Consider the following 18,626-nt stretch of genomic DNA (forward strand, 5'->3'; position numbering starts at 1 on the left):
CAAGGGGGCCGGCATGCCGTGGCGCGGGCCCGACGACGAGGACGACTTCCCGACGCTCGGTTGGTACGTCATCGACTGGATGACCGGGAACCTCGCGCAGCCCGGCCGCGACGACGGCGAGCCGTACATCCCGACCGCTGAACAGGCCGAGTTCCTGCTGCGGTACTACGAGCTGCACCCGATCACCGGCAAGCGGCTCATTCACCGCGCGCTGCTCTCCCGCCCGCGAGGGTGGGGGAAGAGTCCGTTCGTCGGGGCGATCGCACTCGCCGAGGCGTGCGCCGACGTCGTCCCGGACGGGTACGACGCATACGGCGAGCCGGTCGGCCGGCCGTGGCACTCGCTGCGCACGCCGCTCGTACGGATCGCGGCCGTGACCGAGCAGCAGACCGACAACACGTGGATACCGCTGCTGGAGATGGCGCGCGGCCGGGACCTGGCGGCCGACTACGGACTCGACGTCCTCGACACCGTGATCTACCTACCCCGCGGCGAGGTCTCTCCGATCACGTCGAGTGCCACCTCGACCAAGGGCGACCCGGCGTGCTTCGCCTCGCTCGACCAGACCGAGGAGTGGACGGCGTCGAACGGCGGCGTCCGGCTCGCCAAGACGATGCGTTTCAACGCGGCCAAGCTCGGCGGCAGCCTGATCGAGACCCCGAACGCTTTCACGCCCGGCATGGGCAGCGTCGCGGAGAAGTCGGCGGCCGACTATCAGGCGATCATCGACGGCCGGTCACGAGCGCGCGGCATCCTCGTTGACCACCGCGAGGCGCCACCGGACACGGACATGACCGACGAGCAGTCGCTCGTCGCCGGGCTGCGGTACGCGTACGGCGACAGCAGCGATCACCCCGGCGGGTGTGTGCTGCACGACCCGCCGTGCGGGCCCGGCTGGTCGCCGATCGAGCGGCTGACGAGCGAGTTCTACGACACTTCGAACGAGCCTCAGGATCTGCGCGCGGACCTGCTCAACCAGATCACCCACGCGTCGGACGCATGGCTGACCGAGCCCGAGGTGCGCGCCTCGTCGGATCTCTCCCGCGAGGTCCGGCCGGGCGACCGGATCGTGCTCGGGTTCGACGGCTCGCGGAAGCGGGCGCGCGGTGTCACGGACGCGACTGCGCTGATCGGCTGCCGTCTCTCCGATGGGCATCTGTTCACGATCGGTGTGTGGGAGCAGCCCGACCGGCTGCCGGTCGACGCCGACGGCAAGGTCGTCGAGTGGCAGGTACCGGTCGTCGAGGTGCTCGCGGCCGTGCATGAGGCGTTCGGCACGTACGACGTCGTCGGGTTCTACGCCGACCCCGCCAAGTGGGAATCGCACGTCGCCGACTGGGAAGCGGCGTACGGGCCGCGGCTCAAGGTGCAGGCGACCCGGAACCATCCGGTCGAGTGGTGGATGACCGGCGGTCGCAGCACGTTGATCGTGCGGGCGCTGGAGAAGTTCCACACGGCGCTCACTGAAGGCGAGTTGACGCATGACGGGTCGTCGGCGCTGGTGCGGCACCTGTGCAACGCCCGCCGTCGGCCCAGTAAGTCGGGTCTGCAGATCGGCAAGGCCAACCCCGACAGCCCGAACAAGATCGACGCCGCGGTCGCCGCAGTGCTGGCGTGGCAGTGCCGCCTCGACGCCATCGCCAAGGGTGTTGCGGCGGAAGAAGAAGAGATGTTCGGCGGCACGTTCTGACGAGCCCAGAAGGGGGCGACATGCTCGACGACACCCCGGACTCGCCCGACTGGTGGCTGCTTCGGCTGGGCCGGAAGCTGCGCAAGCGGCAGGGGCAGCTCGACGAGTGGTGGCGGTACTACCGCGGCCGGCCGATGCTTCCCGAGTTGCCGAACAAGACTGCCGAGCAGGCGTTCCTCGACTTCCAGCGGAAGGCACGAACCAACTTCTGCGGGCTGATTGCCAACGCGTCCGTACACCGGCTCAACGCGCTCGGCGTGACAGGCCCGGACGGCGAACCGGACAAGAACGCGTTGCGCTGGTGGCAGGCGAACCGGCTCGACTCCCGGCAGAAACTCGTGTGGCGCGTGGCCATGGCGCAGAGCGTCGGGTACATGTCGGTCGGCCCCCACCCGACCCGGTTGGAGGAGAACGGCCGGCCCTCGCCGCTGATCACCCCCGAGCACCCGAGTGAGTGCATCGTCGACTACGACCCCGAGACCGGCCTGCCGTACGTCGCGCTCAAGGCTCGGCACGACGAGGTCGACGGCTACGGATACGCCTGGGTGATGTTCGACGACACCGCATTTCCGTACCGAACCAAGGAGCCCTGCTACAGCCGGCGCCTACCGTGGGGGCCGGACTCGTGGGAGTACGCCGGCGAGAGTGACGAGGGCGAACCACACGACCTCGGCGGGCTGCCGATCGTCGAGTTCGCCCGCATGCCCGATCTCGGAGAGGACCCCGAGCCTGAGTTCGCAGGCGTCCTCGACATTCAGGACCGGGTAAACCTGGGCATCCTGAACCGCATGGCCGCCTCGCGCTACAGCGGGTTTCGCCAGAAGTGGGTCAGAGGGCACAAGTTCAACAAGCGGACGGACCCGGCGACCGGTCTGACCGTCGTCGAGCAGCCGTTCGCGCCGGGCCCCAACACGGTGTGGGTCAGCTCGGGCGAACAAGCGCAGTTCGGGCAGCTCGATGCGACCGACCTGCGCCCGTTCCTCGACGAACATGCCGCCGACGTACGCGACATGCTGATCCTGTCCCAGACCCCCGCCTACTACTACGCGGGCGACCTGGTGAACATCAGCGCGGACACGATCGGCGCGCTCGACATCCTGCACGTGGCGAAGATGCAGGAGCACATCGCGGCTTTCGGCGAGCAGCTCGAAACGGTGATGGCCCTCGCCGCAGCGCAGGCGGGCGTCGCGGAGGACTACACCGAGGCCGAGGTGCGGTGGGCCAACCCGGCGCACGTCACCCTCGCGGTGAAGGCCGACGCAGCAACCAAGCTCAAGAGCATCGGGTACCCGCTCGACGTCATCGCCGAGCAGATGGGCGAGACCCCTGCGACGGTCCGCCGGATCACGTCGGGCGCTGCCGCGCAGGCGCTGCTCGCGGCGTCGCTGCTGCCCGCCACCCCGGCGCCGAGCGCGGGCAACCTGCCCGACGAGGGGGAGCCCGATGGGTGAGGCGCTGCAGAACGCGCTCACCGACCGGTACAGCGCGCTGTCGACGTCGCTGCGCGACCGGGTCGTGTCGTTCGTCCTCGACGCATTCGACAGCCTCGGCAGCTACCGCGACGCTGACGCCGCGCTGTTCCTCGACCGCGTGCTGCCGGTCGTGCTCGCCGCGCAACAGCAGATGGGCACGGTCACGGATGCCTACCTGTCGGCGATGATCGCCGATATGGCGGGCGGCACCGCGGCCCCGGTCGGCGTCGCCGTCGACCAGGCGGTGCGCGGGGTCCCGCCCGACGAGGTGTACCGCCGGCCGTTCGTCACCGCGTACACCGCGCTCTCTCGCGGGCACGACTATGTCGACGCGATCGGGCAGGCGCGTACGCGGCTGCTCAGCATCACCGAGACCGACATGCAGCTCGCCCGCACGCAGGCCGCACGGCAGTCCATGACCCGGCGCGGGGGCGCGCAGTTCTACCGGCGCCGGATGACGGGCACCGGGAACTGCGCGCTGTGCACGATCGCCTCGACCCAGCGGTACCGGGTCGCCGACCTGATGCCCATTCACCCCGGCTGCCACTGCGAGCCCGTGCCGCTGCCGGGCACCAAGGACCCCGGGCAGATCATCGACGAGCAGCTACTCAAGGACGCGCACGACGCGATCGCCCGGGACACCGGGCAGAGCGACGCAGGCGGCCGCACCCCTGACTACCGGCAGATCATCGTCACCCGCGAGCACGGCGAATACGGGCCGCTGCTCGCGGTCCGCCGACAGAACTTCACCGGACCGGACGACATTCCGGCCGCGTGACGGACGGCGCCGACACGGCGCATCCCCGCTCACCCCCACCCGACACGGGAGACACAGCCATGCGCGCACGCACCCTGCCCACCCTGCCCGGCATCGAGTCGGCATGGGCGCACCCCTACCCGACCCACCCGTTCTCGCCCGTGTTCTACGCGGACGGCGACGACAAGGGCGACGACAAGGGCGGCAAGCCGGACGCCGACAAGGACGGCAAGGGCAGCGGCACCGACGACACCAAGACCGACACGGGCAAGGGTGGCGACTCGGAAGCCGAGAAGTGGAAGGCGCAGTCGCGCAAGCACGAGGCGCGAGCCAAGGAGAACGCCGACGCGGCGCGCGAGCTCGCCGAGCTCAAGGCCGCGAACGCCACCGACAGCGAGAAGGCGATCACCGAGGCGGTAAAGAAGGCGGTTGCCGAGGAGCGTTCGGCCGGCGCCGCGAAGCTGGCTCGGCAGGTGTTCCTCGCGGGTGCGGCGGGCCGCCTCGACAGCCCGGCCGATGTCGTCGAGGACGTGAACCTGTCCAAGTACATCGACGCGAACGGCGACGTCGACGAGGACGGTCTCGCCAAGCTGATCGACCGTCTCGCCCCCAAGAAGAACGACAAGGGCGACGGCGACGACGGCGACCAGGGCGACGGCGACCAGAGCGGCGGGGGCGACACGCGCCGCCGACGGGGCGCCGGATACCAGGGCAGCCGACGCCGGTCGGGTGACGACAAGGGCGGCTCCCTCGCGGGCGGCCGCGAGCTGTACAAGACGCTGCTCGGCGGCGACAAGACCTGATCCGGGAGGGATCACCGATGGACCTCACACAGCGCACGACCATGTTCGCGGGGGACGACCAGTCGTGGCTCGGCTCCGAGCACGGCACGCAGGCGACCGAGTCGATCGCACTCGACACGTCCCTGTTCACCCCGGCGACCCACTACCCCGACGGGTTCTTCAGGAGCGGCATCCCGCTCGGGAAGATCACGGCGGGCGGGAAGTACGGCCCGTACAACGACGGCGCGACCGACGGCAGGCAGACGCTCGTCGGGTTCCTGTTCGCCGCGGTCGGCGCCCCGTCGGTCAACACGATCGACCCGGCCGCCGCCCTGTTCACCCACGGCAAGGTGCGCGAGTCGCGTCTGCCGGTCCCGGTCGACGCCGCCGGTAAGGCGGACGTGGCCGGCTCGATCCGGTTCGTCTGAGAGGAAGTGAAGAGATGAGCTGGATTCTGGACACGGAGTTCATCGAGCCGACCGAGCTGACCGGCCTGATCAGGGCGGCGCTCGCCGATCTGCAGGTGAACCGGTTCACCCTGTCGCGGTGGCTGCCGAACGTCGAGGTCGACGACATCACGTACGAGTTCCTGAAGGGCGGTGGCGGTCTCGCCGAGGCGTCGAGCTACCGCTCGTGGGACGCCGAGTCGAAGATCGGACGGCGTGAGGGGCTCGGCAAGGTGATGGGCGAACTCCCGCCCATCAGCGAAAAGATCATGCTCAACGAGTACGACCGGCTGCGCCTGCGCAAGCTGTCCCGCGACGAGGCGCTGCCGTTCATCGCGCGCGACGCCGCGCGCCTGGCCCGCAACATCGCGGCCCGGTTCGAGGTCGGCCGCGGGCAGGTGCTCGTCAACGCCTCGATGCCGGTCGCCGAGCTGCAGCAGACCATCGACTTCGGTCGCACGGCCTCGCACTCGGTTGTCGCCGCGACCCTGTGGTCGGACCACGCGAACGCGACGCCGCTTACCGACCTGCAGTCGTGGGTCGCCACCTACGAGGACACCAACGGCGAGTCGCCTGCCGTGATCCTCGCGCCCAAGGCCGCCGTGCAGCACATGACCATGTGCGCTCAGGTCATCCGGCAGGTGTACCCGCTCGCCCCGGCCGGCTCGGCCCCCATGGCGACGAACGATCAGCTCAATGCCGTGCTGGCCGCGATGGGTCTGCCGCCGATCGAGATCTACGACGCGCGCGTCAAGGTCGATGGCGTGGCGACCCGGATCACGCCGGGCAACGCGATCGCGCTGCTGCCCGAGCCCGGTTCGACGTCCGCGGCCGCGCCGACCGACCTCGGTGCGACGCTGCTCGGCACGACCGCCGAGTCGCTCGAAGACGACTACGCGCTGCAGCCCGGCGAGCAGCCCGGAGTCGTCGCGGCGACGTGGAAGACGAAGGACCCCGTACGGCTGTGGACGCACGCGGCCGCCGTCGGTATCCCGGTCCTGCGCGAGCCGAACCTCACCTTCAAGGCGCAGGTGCTGGCATGAGTCGACGGCTGATCGCGTACGTGCACGTCGACGGCGTCGCGTACGGGCCCGACAGCGAGGTGCCGCCCAAGGTGGCGAAGCAGATCGGCGAGCACGCGTGGACCGACGCCGATTCCTCGCCCGAGGTGCCCGCGCCCACGGGCGCGGGCGGCGGCTCCGAGGACGAGGCGCCGCCCCGCTCGGGCCGCGGCTCGGGCGTCGAGGCATGGCGGGTGTTCGCCGAGCAGCACGACGTTGAGGTCGCCGCCGACGCGAGCCGCGAGGACATCATCGCGGCGTGCGAGGCGGCCGAACTCATCGAGCCCGAGCAGCGGAAGGAGTAGGGCGGTGGCGGCGTTCGCTACGGTCGACGACTACACGGCGCGCGCCGCCGTCACCCTCGCCGAGGGCAGCCCGCGGCGGGCGCAGGTCGAGGCGTACCTCGACGACGCGTCCGCCCTCATGCGGCGGCACATCCCGACCGGGTACGAGCCCGACCCGGCGACGCTCAAGGCGATCGCCGTGTCGGTCGTGCGCCGGGTCATGGCCAACCCCGGCGGGTACCGGCAGCGCACGATCGGCCAGTACTCCGAGTCGCTCGGCGAGGACGGCGGGCTGTACCTCACCGCCGACGAGAAGGCCCAGCTCGCGCCCGAGGACGTGACCGACCCGGACGCCGACGCCGCGTACACCATCGGGATGCGCGACGAGGGCCTGCCCGTCTGGCGCCCCGACCCGAGCGACTGGTCACCCTACGACCCGGCACCCGGATTCTGGGCCGGCGGTGTGTGGTGATCGACGAGCAGATGCTGCCGCACCTGGTCGACGTCGAGCACCCCGGCACCCGCGAGGACCGGTACGGCAACGACGTCAACGACTGGTCGACGTCCACACGCACCGAGGTCGCCGCGTGGCTGCAGCAGAACACAAGCAGCGAGGACACCGACCGGCGCGACGCGCAGGTCGGCGAGTGGCTGATGCTCTGCAACCCGGTCGACACGACGGGCAACCCGCTCGCCGTGCACGGCCGGGCCCGCGTGCACTGGGGTGCGCTCCGCTTCGAGGTGATCGGGCCGCCCGGACCGGCGTACACCCCGGCCGAGATGCACCACTACGAGATCCGGCTCAGAACCGTCGAGGGGTGACCATGACCCGCATAGTGCCCAACCGGCGCGGCGTCGTCTCCTTCCTGCGCACCCCGGAGACGCGGGCGCTGATCGAGCGGAAGACCCGAGCGGCGGCGGCCGCTGCGTCCGCGGCCGCGCAGTCCGACGGCGCCGACGGCGACTTCCGGGTCGACATCGAGGCCGGCAAGAAGCGCGTACGCGGCGCCGTGATCGGCGACTACTCGACATCGGACCCGGACGTGTCCCGGCGGGCCCTGCTGCGGGCCCTCGACGCCGCGCGCGGGACCGACTGATGGGCGGCAAGCCCGTCGAGTTCCCGGACGCGGTCGAGGTGATGTGCCGATACCTGCGAGCAGCGCTCGCGGCGGCCGGGCTCGACGTCCGGGTCGGCACCCGTGTGCCGGACCCCCGGCCGGCACTGTTCGTCCGGGTCAGGCGCGTCGGAGGTAGCCGGATCGACCGGATCACGGACCGGCCGCGCTACGACATCGAGTGCTGGGGGCCCGACGAGGAGCAGCTCGCCGACCTCGTCAAGGTCACACGGGCGCTCGTGTTCGCCATGCCCGGCTGGCGAGGCGTGGCCGCGTACGACGTCGCCGACGTCGGCGGACCGACCCCGTCACCGGACCCCGTCTCGGGGCAGGACCGCGCGGCGTTCGCCGTCGAGGTGTCGCTGCGTGGCCGCGCCCTGTCCGCCCTCTGACCGGCTCACCCGACCCCCTGACCACCCGCCCCGAGCCGCCAAGCCGGCCGGGGGTTTCCGTATGGAGGGACTCACCATGTCCACACCGACCCCGGTGTCGCTCGAAGCCGGGCTGCACACCGAGTACATCCGCAAGCAGCTCGTGCAGGCGATCTTCGCGGCGGACATCTCGACCGCGGCGATCTCGAACCCGTTCGACTCCGAGGGCAACCTCGTGGCGATCCCGACCGGGTACGTGCCCATCGGCTACACCACCGACGACGGGATCAGCTTCCCGAGCGACGTGTCGATGTCCGACGTCACCTCGTCGCAGTCGGCCGAGCCGACCCGGTCCGACGTCGAGTCCGACGTGCTCACCGCGTCCTGGGCGCCGCAGGAGACCAACGCCGCGACCGTCGCCATGTACGAGGGGCTGCCGCTGTCCGGCACGGGCGCACTGCCCCCGATCGGCTCGGCCGCGTGGACGTGGGACCGAGCCAAGACCCCGCGGAACCCGTTCCGGCGGCTGCTGTTCATCGGGCTGGACTACGCCGACGACGGCGGAGAGATCTACGTCGTCCGGCACATGCCGCGCGCGCGGCTCACAGACAAGGACGACGAGACGTGGTCGCGGTCCGATCCGACGACCCGGCCGGTCACGGTCACCGCGTACCGCGACAGCACGGTCGGCACGTCGTGCCGTAACTGGATCGACGGCCCCGGATGGCGCTCGCTCGCGCCGTCCGGCGGCTGACGGTCCCTCTGGACGGGCGGGGGGCGGCGGTTCTGGGTGAGCCCCGACCGCCCCTCGCCCTCGAACGCTCACCCGTAGCTCACCCGAGAGAGAGGCACCACCATGAGCAAGCCCAACGGCAAGCGGTACCGGCTGGAGACCGTACGCCGCTCGTACGCGGACGCCGTCGGCGGCGAGCGCGTCGAGTTCGAGGTCGGCCCCGAGGACGACCCGAGGGTGTTCTCGTTCCCGCACCCGATCTTCACGCCCGACGACATGCAGCAGGAACTCAACGAGGCGAAGGGCGACGAGGCCGGTGCCCGCATCCTGCTCGGCGACCAGTACCCCGAGTTCCTCGCGGCCGGCGGCGACGTCAACAGCGTGATGCTGCTGTACGTCGGCATCCGTAACGAGGCGACCGACAAGGTGCAGAAGGTCCGCCCTACGAAGGGGTAGCCCCCGACGGCGAGGACGTCGTCGAGGTCTACACGTACTCCGTGCTCGACGTCCTCGGCGAGCAGCCCGAGGCCGTCGAGGCGGACCTCGCGCACCACTACCAGGGGTACGGCCCCGGCGGGCCGCTCGCCGCGTACTGGCGCGGCGAGATCAGCCTGCGGTGGCTGCGCGTGATGGTCGAGCATCTGCCGCCGACCGGTGCGGTCGCGCGGGCCGTCAACGGGCACGAGTGGCGGCACGCGGACTACGCGGCCGCCGACACGAGCGATCTGCTCGGGCTGCTGTTCACGGCGTTCGTGAACGCCAACCGCGACCCGAAGAAACCGCCGATGAAGTACCCCGAGCCGCGGTGGCGGCCGGGCGACCCCATGCCGGAAGAGGCCGACGCGACGGCCGAGCGGAACCGGGCCAGAGCACGGGCCGCGTACGAGCACATCACAGCGCAGGTGCTGCCCGGAGAGGGGTGAGTCATGCCGGTCGAGGTCGGCGTCGGGTACGTGTCCATCGTTCCCGAGACGCGGGGATTCGGCCGGCTGCTCGACGAGCAGATCGGCCGCGAGTCGGAGCGGTCCGGCACCAAGGCGGGCGAGGACGCCGGCGGCGGATTCCTCGGCGGCATGGGCGGTGCGCTGAAGGTGGGCGTTGCCGGGGTCGCGGCCGCGGGCGGGGCGCTGTTCGCGGCCGGGTTCGCCAAGGCCGCCGAGGACGACAAGTCCACGGCGAAGCTGGGTGCGTCGCTCGGGCTGAGCAACAAGGACACCGCCCGCGCCGGGAAGATCGCGGGCAGCATCTACGCCAAGGGGTACGGCGAGTCGGTCGAGCAGGTCGACGACTCGCTGAAAGCCCTACAGCGCAACGGCGTTGCCGCGCTGTCCGCGCCGCGCAAGGAACTGGCTGGGCTGTCCAAGGACGCCCTGAGCCTCGCGGAAGTGTTCGACGCCGACGTCGCCGACTCGACGAAAGCCGTCGGCAAGCTCATGTCGACTGGCTTGGTCAAGAATGCGAAGCAGGGGTTCGACCTGCTGACGGCCGGGTTTCAGTCGGGCGCCGACCAGGCGGGCGACCTGATCGACACGGTCAACGAATACTCGGCGCAGTGGCGTAAGGCCGGAATCTCGGGCGCGACCGCGATCGGCCTGATCAACCAGGGACTCAAGGCGGGCGCCCGCGACGGCGACCTCGTCGCGGACTCGATCAAGGAATTCTCCATCCGGGCGGTCGACGGGTCGACGACGACCGCGGCCGGTTTCAAGATGCTCGGGCTCAACGCCGACGACATGGCATCGCGGTTCGCCAAGGGCGGCAAGTCCGCGAACGGTGTGCTGGCGCTCACCCTCGACCGGCTGCGCGGGATCAAGGACCCGGTCACGCAGGCGCAGGCCGCAACGAGCCTGTTCGGTACTCAGGCCGAGGACCTCGGCGCCGCGCTGTTTGCCCTCGACCCGACCACCGCAGCGAAGGGGCTCGGCAAGGTCGGCGGCGCTGCGAGCCGCATGGGCAAGCAGCTCCACACCACCGCCTCGAACGACATCGAGGTTTTCAAGAGGCAGGCGCTGCAGGGCCTCGCCAACGCGACGAGCAAGTACGCGCTTCCCGCGCTGCGGGACACCGGCCGGTTCCTGAACACGTACCTGCTGCCGCCCGCGAAGCGGGTCGGCGGGGTCCTGGTCACCGACGTCGTGCCTGCGGTGCAGCGCTTCGGGTCGGCGCTCGCCACGGGCGGCCGGATCGTCCGGGACTACGGGGTGTGGCTGGTGCCGCTGGCCATCGCGGTCGGCGGGGTCACGATCGCCATGAACGCATCCGCGATCGCTACCGGCCTCGCCATGGGCGTGATGGGCGCGTACTCGCTCGGCGTGCGCGGCGTCGTCGCGGTGACGCGGGCGTGGGCGGTCGCTCAAGCCCTGTTCAACGGGATCATGGCGCTCAACCCCATCACGCTCGTCGTGATCGGTCTGGTCGCGCTCGGCGCCGCCCTGGTCATCGCCTACAAGAAGTCCGACACGTTCCGCGGGATCGTGCAGGCCACCTGGGCGGGGATCAAGGTCGGATGGGATTACCTGTGGGGCGCCCTGCAGGTGGGGTTCGGGTACTTCATGACCGGGCTGCGCGCGATCGGCTCGGCCGCGTCGTGGCTCTGGACGACCGTGCTGTCGCCCGTGTTCTCCGGGATCGCCCTCGGGGCGAAGATCCTGTTTGCGATCGTCGTCGTCGCCGTGGTGACGCCGATCGTGTTGGCGTTCCGGGCCCTGGGCGCGGTCGGTGCGTGGCTGTGGACTACCGCGCTGCAGCCCGCATTCCACGGCATCGGCGCGGCCGCCACGTGGCTCTGGAACAACGCGATCAGTCCGGCATTCACCGGGATCGCCGCCGTGGCGACGTGGCTGTACCGGAACGCGGTCAAGCCAGCCGCGGACGGGGTCATGACGGCTCTGCACGCAGCCGGCGCGGTGGGCATGTGGCTCTATCACAACGCGCTGCAGCCCGCGTTCCACGGGGCCGAGGTCGCGGCCGGCTACTTCTGGTCCGGCGTGAAACTGATCTTCGGCTACTTCATGGGCGGCGTGCACGCCGTCGGCGACGCCGGTACGTGGCTCTACCGCACCGCGCTGAAACCGGCGTTCGACGGGATCAGCGCGGGCGCGTCGTGGCTCTGGGATCACGGCGTGCGCCCGGCGTTCGACTCCGTGAAGCACGGCGTTGCCCTGGTCGCCTCGGCGTTCGACACGGCGCAGAAGGGGATCGACAAGGCGTTCGGGAAGATCATCGGCGTTACCAAGCGGCCAGTGAACTTCGTGATCGACATGGTCTACACCCACGGGATCAAGGCCGTGTGGGACAAGGTCGCCGGGTTCGTCGGACTCGGGAAGCTCCCGGCGGCACCGAAGCTGCTCGCCGAGGGCGGCCGCACGCACGGCGGCGTGCCGGGCAGGGACTCGATCCCGGCGCTGATGATGGCCGACGAGTACGTCGTCAAGCGGAGCAGCGCCCGCAAGGTCGGGTTCGGCACGCTGGACTACATCAACCGCACGGGCGAGCTGCCCGTGCAGAAGTTCGCCGACGGCGGGCTCGTCGGGAAGGTGACCGACTGGGTCGGCGGCAAGGCCAAGGCGATCGGCGGCGCCGTGATGGACGGCCTCGACTTCCTCACCGACCCCAGCAAGATGTGGGACAAGGCAACCGGGGCCATCCGGGACAAGATCGCCTCGATCGGGTCGAGCGGCATCGCGCAGATGGTCGGCAAGGTGCCGGCCAAGATGCTCGGCGCGCTGAAGGACAAGGCCGTCAACGCGGCCAAGAGCGCGTTCGGCGGCGGCGACATCGGCGGGTCCGGCGTCAAGCGCTGGTCGTCCGTCGTGCTGCAGGCACTGAAGCTCGTGGGCCAGCCCGCGAGTCTGCTGCCGACCGTGCTGCGCCGGATGAACCAGGAGTCGGGCGGCAACCCGCGCGCCATCAACAACTGGGACATCAACGCCAAGAACGGCGACCCGAGTCGCGGACTCATGCAGGTGATCGGGTCCACGTTCCACGCGTACGCGGGCAAGCTCGCAGGGCGCGGCATCTACGACCCGCTCGCCAACCTGTACGCCTCGATGCGGTACGCCCTGTCGAGGTACGGCTCGCTCGCCTCCGCGTACAACCGGCCCGGCGGCTACGCCAAGGGCGGCACCCCGCGGCCGGGCGAGACGTTCTGGGTCGGCGAGCAGGGGCCCGAGCTGATGCAGCTCGGGTCCGGCAGCGCGCGGATCTGGGACCACCGCACGTCGCTCGGCATGGTCGAGGGCCTCGGCGCCCGAGGGTTCGCCAAGGGGACGACGAACGCCAAGGCGAAGGCGGCCGCGAAGTCGAGGGCCGCCGCGGTGAAGTTGCGCGGCGAGATCAGCGGCGACCTGGGCACCTTCACCAGGAAGCTGACCGGGTCGGCGTCTGATATTGCGGCCGCGTCCAAGAGCCTTACCGAGGATCTACGGAAGACGGGCCGGGCCGGAAAGGCGCTCGCGGCCCAGACCGACGCGGTCTCCAGTCGGCTGCAGACGCTCGCCAAGAGCCGGGACCTTGTCACCTCGACCCTGGCGACGGCGCGGCAGGCGGCTACCGACCAGACCGGTACTGCGCAGGACTATCTCGGGCTGACGAACATCAACGGCGGGAAGATCGCCACGGTCGCCGACCTGATTTCAGGCATGGAGACCCGGCAGTCCACGCTGAAAAACTTCGAGTCGCTGATCACGACGGCGCAGAAGAAGGGAGTGGACCAGTCCGTCATTCAGCAGATGGTCGCCGCCGGGGCCGACAGCGGGCTCGCACAGCTCATCTCCGGAGCGTCCGCAGGCGACATCAAGAAGATCAACGCGCTCGCCAAGAGCGGATCGACGCTGTCGACGTCGTACGGCCGGACCATGGCCGACGCGATGTACGACGCCGGCGTCGACGCGGGGCGCGGCTTCCTGACCGGTCTGCAGTCGCAGGAGAAGGCGCTCAAGGGTGAGATGACCAAGCTCGGCGGCAGCCTGATCGACGACATCGAGCACCGGCTGCGGATTCACTCGCCGAGCCGCGAGACCGAACGGGTCGGCGCCATGGTCGGTGCCGGCGTCGTCGTCGGCACCGACAAGTCGCTCGGCGACGTGCGGGCGGGCGCCAAGCGGCTCGGCCGGGCGGCGATCCCGCCCGTCATGCCGACCGCCGAGGCGGTACGCGCGGCCGGGCAGGCGTCGGGCGAGGCGTCCGGCCATACGTACAACGTCTATGCGCGCACGGCGGACATCACCGTGCGCGACCTGGAGCTGCTGCAGCGGCGACAGGATGCGCTCGCTCGGGTAGGAAGGCCGCGCTAGATGCCGCTGATCACAGCTCCGGTCATCACCCCACCCGACACCGGGGGCGGGACCACAACACCGGTCCCGCTCCCCGACGTCGGCTATGCGACCGCCACGTACATCGACCCGACCGGCAAGGTCTGGCCGCTCACCGACGAAGACGCCGGATGGTTCACCCTCGCCGACGGCGTGTCCGGGCTCGGCGCGACGTCGTACTCACTGACCAGCGACGCGCACCCGCGCGGCGGGGCACGGTTGCGGTACGCGCAGCCGCTGGCGCGGGCGATCGTGTGGCCGCTGTACGTGTACGGCGAGGACCACATGGAGTTCGTCGAGCGGTGGCGGGCGCTCGCCGCCGCTTTCACGCGCACGCTGCGCGAGGGCGCGGACGGCAGCCGGACGCCGGGCGTGCTGGAGATCGCCCGGCCGGACGGCACCCGGCGGCAGATCCGGGTGTTCTATCAGGAGGGGTTCGAGGGGAAGGGCACCAAGGGCAGCGGCATCGTGTCGGACGCCGCAGCGATCACGCTGTGGTGCGAAGACCCGTACTGGGTCGACCCCGTCGAGATCCCCGTGCACCGGGAGGCCGGCACCCTGTCGAGCTTCTTCACCCCGTACCCGACCGTCTCGTCGTCTCAGGTGCTCGGCGCGACCGAGGTCGCCAACCCTGGTGACGTGATCGTCTGGCCAACGTGGACCGTCACCGGGCCCGCGAGCCTGATCACCTTCACCCACCAGGGCACCGGGGATTCGTTCTCGCTCAGTCCGGCGGCGACCGGGCACGGCAACCTGCTCGCGGGCGAGCGGGTCACCATCGCCACCGACCCGCCCTCGGTCCGCTATCAGGACGGCTCCAACTGGACCGGCGGGCTCTCCTGGCCAAGCGCCGTGCTGTGGGGACTCGCCCCCGGCACCAACCCCGTGACGTTCCAGTTGGACGGCTCAGGTCCCGGCAGCGCAGTCGATCTGCGGTTCAACCCGAGGTACGAGACAGCCTGAAAGGGGGCGGCCGGTGGCCGTGCACCTGCTCATCACTGACGAGAACCTCGCCGTTCAGGGCGACCCGCTCGACGGCTGGACGAACCTCGACGCCACGAAACGGCACAACGAACCCGGCTCGGGGTCGGTGGACCTGCCCGCGCGGCCGGACATCATGGCCCAACTGCAGCCGGGGAACCGGCTGGTCGTCATCCGCGACGGGGCGGTATGGATGGCCGGGCCGATGGAGATCCCGACCGACTACACGTGGTCGGTCACCGAGGAGCCGCACGGCAAGGTCACCGTGTCGTTCGCGGACGACCTCGCCACCGTCGCCGGGTACATCACCTGGCCGGCACCGGCGTCCGCGTGGACGGCGCAGCCCGCCAACACCTACCGGACGCTCAACACCAACGCCGAGACCATCATCCGCGCCCTGGTCGGCGAGAACTGCGGGCCCGGTGCACTAGTCGAGCGGCGCATCCCGCGCCTGGCGCTCGGCGCCCCGGCGGGTGTCGGCACCGCGACGACGCTGTCGACGCGGTTCGAGCCGCTGCTCGACGTCTGCAGACGTATCGCGCTGGCCGGCGGGATCGGGTTCCGCACCCAGCAGACCGCTGGGCAGATCCTGTTCGACTGCTACCAGCCCCGCGACCTCACCGCCACCGCGCGGTTCAGTCAGGGTCTGGGCAACCTGAGATCGCTTCAGTTCAAACGGTCCGCGCCGACCGTCACGCACGCACTGATCGCAGGCACCGAGCCGGACATCGGCACCACCGGGCGCACCTACGTACAGGTGGCCGACACCTCGGCGGCCGCCATGTGGTGGCGCGTCGAGCGGTACGTCGACGGCTCGGCACAGACCGACGGCAACGGCGAGCTCACGCAGGCCGGGACCGAGGAGACCGCGGGCGGCGCCGCGCCGGTCGAGCTGGCAACGGTCACCGTGGACACCCCCGATCTCAAGGCCGGCCGTGACTTCGATCTCGGCGACAAGGTCACCGTGGCGCTGCCCTTCGGGGTCGAGGTCGCCGACCTGGTGCGCTCGATCCGCCTGCAGGCCACTCCCGAGGCCGGTGAGTACGTGACGACCCTGGTCGGCTCACCGGACGCCACGACCGATCCGGCGATGGTCAAGGCCATACGCACGCTGAGCCGACGACTCGGCCGGCTCGAATCCCGATAGCGAAGGAGGTGCACGCGTGGCTCAGGACTCGTGGCCGTCACCGGCTCACAACGCCCGCGCGATCACTGACACCGAGTACGAGAAGATCGCCGCGAGGTTCTCGGGCGACGGGGTGTACGGCACTCCCGACGACACCCCCGTCGTGACCGCGGGCGCCGGGCTCACGGTGGACGTGCGGGCAGGGGTGTACGCCTCGGTGCGCGGGCACGCGTGGACGTCCGGCACGTCGACGGTCAACCTGCCCGTTCCCGCCAACACCAGCGGCAGTACGCGAGTCGACCGGGTCGTGCTGCGGCTGGACCGGGCGGCGTGGACCGTCCGCGCGGTCGTCAAGTTGGGCACCCCCGGCAGCGGCGCCCCCACCCTGACTCAGGACGTGGGCGATACCGGGGTGTACGAGGTGCCGGTCGGCATCGTCACGACCGCGTCCGCGGGGAACTCGGTCACCGTGGCGCGCGGCGAGCAGTACGTCGGAACGCGCATCCGAGCGTGCACGTCGGCGACCCGCAACCCCACCCCGGCGCTGGGCGAGCTGTGTTTCGAGACCGACACCCGGCGCGTGCGGGTGTGGACCGGCACCGCGTGGAACCTCGTCTTCGACGACTCCGGGCAGGTGGTCGTCACCTCGTCGGCGAGCGGCTGGAAGTCCAGCGGCGACAGTGTGCTGCAGAAGCGTAACGGCGTGGTCTACCTGCGCACCGCCCTTTTCCAGCGGACCGGCGCGACCCTGGCCGGGGAAACCGAGTCCCGCCTGCCGATCACGATCCCGGCCGCCTACGTGCACCCCAACCGCGACCAGAACTTGATCTGCTACACCACCGGTCTGCAGGTGAGCCGGGCCGTCATCTACTCGGCCGCCACCGACAAGCCGGGTCAGGTGTGGCTCGTCAATCACCCCTCGATCGAGAAGGACGACTACGTGATCCCTGGCGGCAGTAGCTGGGTGGTGGACTGATGGCGCGCTTCGAGTTCGGGGCCGGCATCGCCGACTACGTCGTCGCCCCCTCCGACGGGCTGTGGCGCGTGGTCTCGGGCGCGACCGTCACGTTCTGGAACTCCTCCGACGGGGGCGTTCAGTACACCGACCTGCAGGACGCCGGCGGAACGCCGATGACGTCGGTCCGGGCCGATGAGTACGGGTTCCTGCCCAGGTTCCGCGGCCCCGACGGCGTGACGGGTATGTGGGCGGACGCGGGCGGTACCTCCCGCGTGTGGGTCGAGGCGTACAACCTGACTGCGGGGACCGGCAGCGGCGCCAAGGCTCCCCTGGACTGGGTGAACGTGCGGGACTACGGGGCCCGCGGCGACGGCATCACGGACGACGCCCCCGCCATTCAGGCCGCAGTGAGCGCGGTGAGCGCAGCGGGCGGCGGCACGCTGTACCTACCGGCCGGCCGCTACTTGCTCAACGCCGTGCTCAACTGGGCAAGCGGCGTCAACCTGGTCGGCGCCGGCGACCGGGCGTCGATCCTGCAGTCGACGAACGCGAACCTCGACTGCATCACCGGTACGGACATCAGCAGCGTCACCCTGCAGGGCCTGCAACTGTCCGGGCCCGGCCGGGGGTTCGGCAGCGGGCTGCGCTTCACCCGGTACTCGGCACCGGCGGCCGCGAACATCACCCTGCGGGACATGCTGGTGCAGTCCTTCGGTGGCGACGCGGTGTTCTGTCACCAACTGGCGTCGAGCACGCTGCAGCGGGTGCGCGTGCGCAACTGCGGCGGCGTCGGGTTCCACCTCCAGGCGCCCGCCGACACCGTCCTCGGCGGCTCGTCGACCGCCCTGGTCGGCTGCTCGGCCGAAGGGTGCGTCGTCGCCGGGTACTGGCTGGTCGGCATGGCCTCGGCCAGCCTCACCGCCTGCGCCGCGCAGGGCAGCCCGATCGGCTACCGGCTCGAAACCTGCACGGCCGCCACGCTCACCGGCTGCGGCGCCGAGCAGTGCACCACGGGACTCACGGTGTACGGCGGCAAGGGCGCGGCCGCAACCGGGTTCACGACGAAGGGTTCCGACGGCACGTCCGTGTGGCTGACGGGCAGTGCGACCGGCGTGGTCCTGGTCGGCGTCGCCGAGGTGTCGCCGGGGTCCGGCGCGACGACGTGCCTGCGCACCGACGCCGGCACCATCGCCACCGTGCTCGGCCTCACCGCGGTGAAGCCGAACACGCTGAACGGGGCCGCCACCCGGCTCGACCCCGGCGACGGCTCGCTCGTCATCACCGGCAAGACCGTCGTGCCCAGCGGCGGGACCGCCGCCCGCATGGGCACCGCCACCCTCGCGGCGGGCACGGTCACCGTGACCACGACGGCGATCACCGCGACGAGCGTCGTGCAGCTCACGACACAGACGCCCGGCGGCACGGTCGGCTCGCCCTACGTCAACGCCCGTGTGGCCGGTACCTCGTTCACGATCAAGAGCACCTCGGCCAGCGATACCAGCACGGTCGGTTGGCGCATCCTCGACCCGAGCTGATTG

At 70.8% G+C, this 18,626-nt stretch carries 19 protein-coding genes; all 19 read left to right on the plus strand.

All coding sequences use genetic code 11. The annotated features are described in order from the left end of the window. The first annotated feature begins 13 nt into the window (after positions 1-13). The 19 genes from HEK131_RS10690 (at position 14) to HEK131_RS10780 (ending at position 18,623) form a co-directional block, all read left to right on the plus strand. Positions 14-1,690 carry a terminase gene (locus HEK131_RS10690; protein ID WP_244334511.1) on the plus strand — a complete coding sequence of 559 codons (1,677 nt, stop codon included), beginning with the start codon at positions 14-16 and terminating at the stop codon, positions 1,688-1,690. 20 nt (positions 1,691-1,710) lie between these two features. Next, the gene (locus tag HEK131_RS10695) at positions 1,711-3,141 is read left to right on the plus strand and encodes a phage portal protein (RefSeq protein ID WP_244334513.1); all 1,431 of its coding nucleotides are present in this window, start codon (positions 1,711-1,713) and stop codon (positions 3,139-3,141) included. After that, positions 3,134-3,940 (plus strand): hypothetical protein, encoded by an 807-nt coding sequence (locus HEK131_RS10700; RefSeq protein WP_244334515.1) that lies wholly within the window; start codon positions 3,134-3,136, stop codon positions 3,938-3,940. Before HEK131_RS10695 ends, HEK131_RS10700 begins: the two co-directional genes overlap by 8 nt. A gap of 59 nt (positions 3,941-3,999) precedes the next feature. After that, a complete protein-coding gene (locus HEK131_RS10705; RefSeq protein WP_244334517.1) occupies positions 4,000-4,722 on the plus strand; it encodes a hypothetical protein in 723 nt (240 codons plus the stop codon). A gap of 17 nt (positions 4,723-4,739) precedes the next feature. Beyond that, positions 4,740-5,129: a head decoration protein gene (locus tag HEK131_RS10710; RefSeq protein WP_244334519.1), complete on the plus strand. Its 390-nt coding sequence runs from the start codon at positions 4,740-4,742 to the stop codon at positions 5,127-5,129. Between the two features lie 14 nt (positions 5,130-5,143). Next, entirely contained in the window at positions 5,144-6,190 is a 1,047-nt protein-coding gene (locus tag HEK131_RS10715; RefSeq protein WP_244334521.1) for a major capsid protein, read from the plus strand. Further along, on the plus strand, positions 6,187-6,513 hold the full coding sequence (locus tag HEK131_RS10720; RefSeq protein ID WP_244334523.1) for a hypothetical protein: 327 nt from the start codon (positions 6,187-6,189) through the stop codon (positions 6,511-6,513). The genes HEK131_RS10715 and HEK131_RS10720 overlap by 4 nt, the downstream gene beginning before the upstream one ends. A 4-nt stretch (positions 6,514-6,517) precedes the next feature. Next, on the plus strand, positions 6,518-6,964 hold the full coding sequence (locus tag HEK131_RS10725) for a hypothetical protein (protein ID WP_244334525.1): 447 nt from the start codon (positions 6,518-6,520) through the stop codon (positions 6,962-6,964). Beyond that, positions 6,961-7,314 (plus strand): hypothetical protein, encoded by a 354-nt coding sequence (locus tag HEK131_RS10730; RefSeq protein ID WP_244334527.1) that lies wholly within the window; start codon positions 6,961-6,963, stop codon positions 7,312-7,314. Before HEK131_RS10725 ends, HEK131_RS10730 begins: the two co-directional genes overlap by 4 nt. A gap of 2 nt (positions 7,315-7,316) precedes the next feature. Further along, the gene (locus tag HEK131_RS10735) at positions 7,317-7,589 is read left to right on the plus strand and encodes a hypothetical protein (RefSeq protein WP_244334529.1); all 273 of its coding nucleotides are present in this window, start codon (positions 7,317-7,319) and stop codon (positions 7,587-7,589) included. Beyond that, positions 7,589-7,999 (plus strand): hypothetical protein, encoded by a 411-nt coding sequence (locus tag HEK131_RS10740; protein ID WP_244334531.1) that lies wholly within the window; start codon positions 7,589-7,591, stop codon positions 7,997-7,999. Before HEK131_RS10735 ends, HEK131_RS10740 begins: the two co-directional genes overlap by 1 nt. 76 nt (positions 8,000-8,075) lie before the next feature. Continuing rightward, the gene (locus HEK131_RS10745; protein ID WP_244334533.1) at positions 8,076-8,732 is read left to right on the plus strand and encodes a phage tail protein; all 657 of its coding nucleotides are present in this window, start codon (positions 8,076-8,078) and stop codon (positions 8,730-8,732) included. Between the two features lie 102 nt (positions 8,733-8,834). After that, the gene (locus tag HEK131_RS10750; RefSeq protein WP_244334535.1) at positions 8,835-9,167 is read left to right on the plus strand and encodes a hypothetical protein; all 333 of its coding nucleotides are present in this window, start codon (positions 8,835-8,837) and stop codon (positions 9,165-9,167) included. A 41-nt stretch (positions 9,168-9,208) separates the two neighbouring features. Next, positions 9,209-9,634 (plus strand): hypothetical protein, encoded by a 426-nt coding sequence (locus tag HEK131_RS10755; protein ID WP_244334537.1) that lies wholly within the window; start codon positions 9,209-9,211, stop codon positions 9,632-9,634. A 3-nt stretch (positions 9,635-9,637) separates the two neighbouring features. Then, a complete protein-coding gene (locus tag HEK131_RS10760) occupies positions 9,638-14,005 on the plus strand; it encodes a phage tail tape measure protein (protein ID WP_244334539.1) in 4,368 nt (1,455 codons plus the stop codon). Beyond that, entirely contained in the window at positions 14,006-14,986 is a 981-nt protein-coding gene (locus tag HEK131_RS10765; RefSeq protein ID WP_244334541.1) for a phage tail family protein, read from the plus strand. A 13-nt stretch (positions 14,987-14,999) separates the two neighbouring features. Further along, positions 15,000-16,151 carry a siphovirus ReqiPepy6 Gp37-like family protein gene (locus tag HEK131_RS10770; protein ID WP_244334543.1) on the plus strand — a complete coding sequence of 384 codons (1,152 nt, stop codon included), beginning with the start codon at positions 15,000-15,002 and terminating at the stop codon, positions 16,149-16,151. Positions 16,152-16,167: 16 nt separating this feature from the next. Beyond that, positions 16,168-17,106 carry a hypothetical protein gene (locus tag HEK131_RS10775; protein ID WP_244334545.1) on the plus strand — a complete coding sequence of 313 codons (939 nt, stop codon included), beginning with the start codon at positions 16,168-16,170 and terminating at the stop codon, positions 17,104-17,106. Then, on the plus strand, positions 17,106-18,623 hold the full coding sequence (locus tag HEK131_RS10780; RefSeq protein WP_244334547.1) for a glycoside hydrolase family 55 protein: 1,518 nt from the start codon (positions 17,106-17,108) through the stop codon (positions 18,621-18,623). The genes HEK131_RS10775 and HEK131_RS10780 overlap by 1 nt, the downstream gene beginning before the upstream one ends. The last annotated feature ends 3 nt before the right edge of the window (positions 18,624-18,626 follow it).

Origin of the sequence: Streptomyces seoulensis, assembly GCF_022846655.1 — a bacterium.
Classification (GTDB): Bacteria; Actinomycetota; Actinomycetes; order Streptomycetales; family Streptomycetaceae; genus Streptomyces.

Excerpts from the sequence above, each read along its gene's own strand:
- HEK131_RS10750 (WP_244334535.1), top strand. The coding sequence starts at position 8,835 with ATGAGCAAGCCCAACGGCAAGCGGTACCGGCTGGAGACCGTACGCCGC.
- HEK131_RS10735 (WP_244334529.1), top strand. The coding sequence starts at position 7,317 with ATGACCCGCATAGTGCCCAACCGGCGCGGCGTCGTCTCCTTCCTGCGC.
- HEK131_RS10720 (WP_244334523.1), top strand. The coding sequence starts at position 6,187 with ATGAGTCGACGGCTGATCGCGTACGTGCACGTCGACGGCGTCGCGTAC.
- HEK131_RS10715 (WP_244334521.1), top strand. The coding sequence starts at position 5,144 with ATGAGCTGGATTCTGGACACGGAGTTCATCGAGCCGACCGAGCTGACC.
- HEK131_RS10710 (WP_244334519.1), top strand. The coding sequence starts at position 4,740 with ATGGACCTCACACAGCGCACGACCATGTTCGCGGGGGACGACCAGTCG.
- HEK131_RS10740 (WP_244334531.1), top strand. The coding sequence starts at position 7,589 with ATGGGCGGCAAGCCCGTCGAGTTCCCGGACGCGGTCGAGGTGATGTGC.
- HEK131_RS10690 (WP_244334511.1), top strand. The coding sequence starts at position 14 with ATGCCGTGGCGCGGGCCCGACGACGAGGACGACTTCCCGACGCTCGGT.
- HEK131_RS10695 (WP_244334513.1), top strand. The coding sequence starts at position 1,711 with ATGCTCGACGACACCCCGGACTCGCCCGACTGGTGGCTGCTTCGGCTG.
- HEK131_RS10700 (WP_244334515.1), top strand. The coding sequence starts at position 3,134 with ATGGGTGAGGCGCTGCAGAACGCGCTCACCGACCGGTACAGCGCGCTG.
- HEK131_RS10765 (WP_244334541.1), top strand. The coding sequence starts at position 14,006 with ATGCCGCTGATCACAGCTCCGGTCATCACCCCACCCGACACCGGGGGC.
- HEK131_RS10760 (WP_244334539.1), top strand. The coding sequence starts at position 9,638 with ATGCCGGTCGAGGTCGGCGTCGGGTACGTGTCCATCGTTCCCGAGACG.
- HEK131_RS10705 (WP_244334517.1), top strand. The coding sequence starts at position 4,000 with ATGCGCGCACGCACCCTGCCCACCCTGCCCGGCATCGAGTCGGCATGG.
- HEK131_RS10745 (WP_244334533.1), top strand. The coding sequence starts at position 8,076 with ATGTCCACACCGACCCCGGTGTCGCTCGAAGCCGGGCTGCACACCGAG.
- HEK131_RS10780 (WP_244334547.1), top strand. The coding sequence starts at position 17,106 with ATGGCGCGCTTCGAGTTCGGGGCCGGCATCGCCGACTACGTCGTCGCC.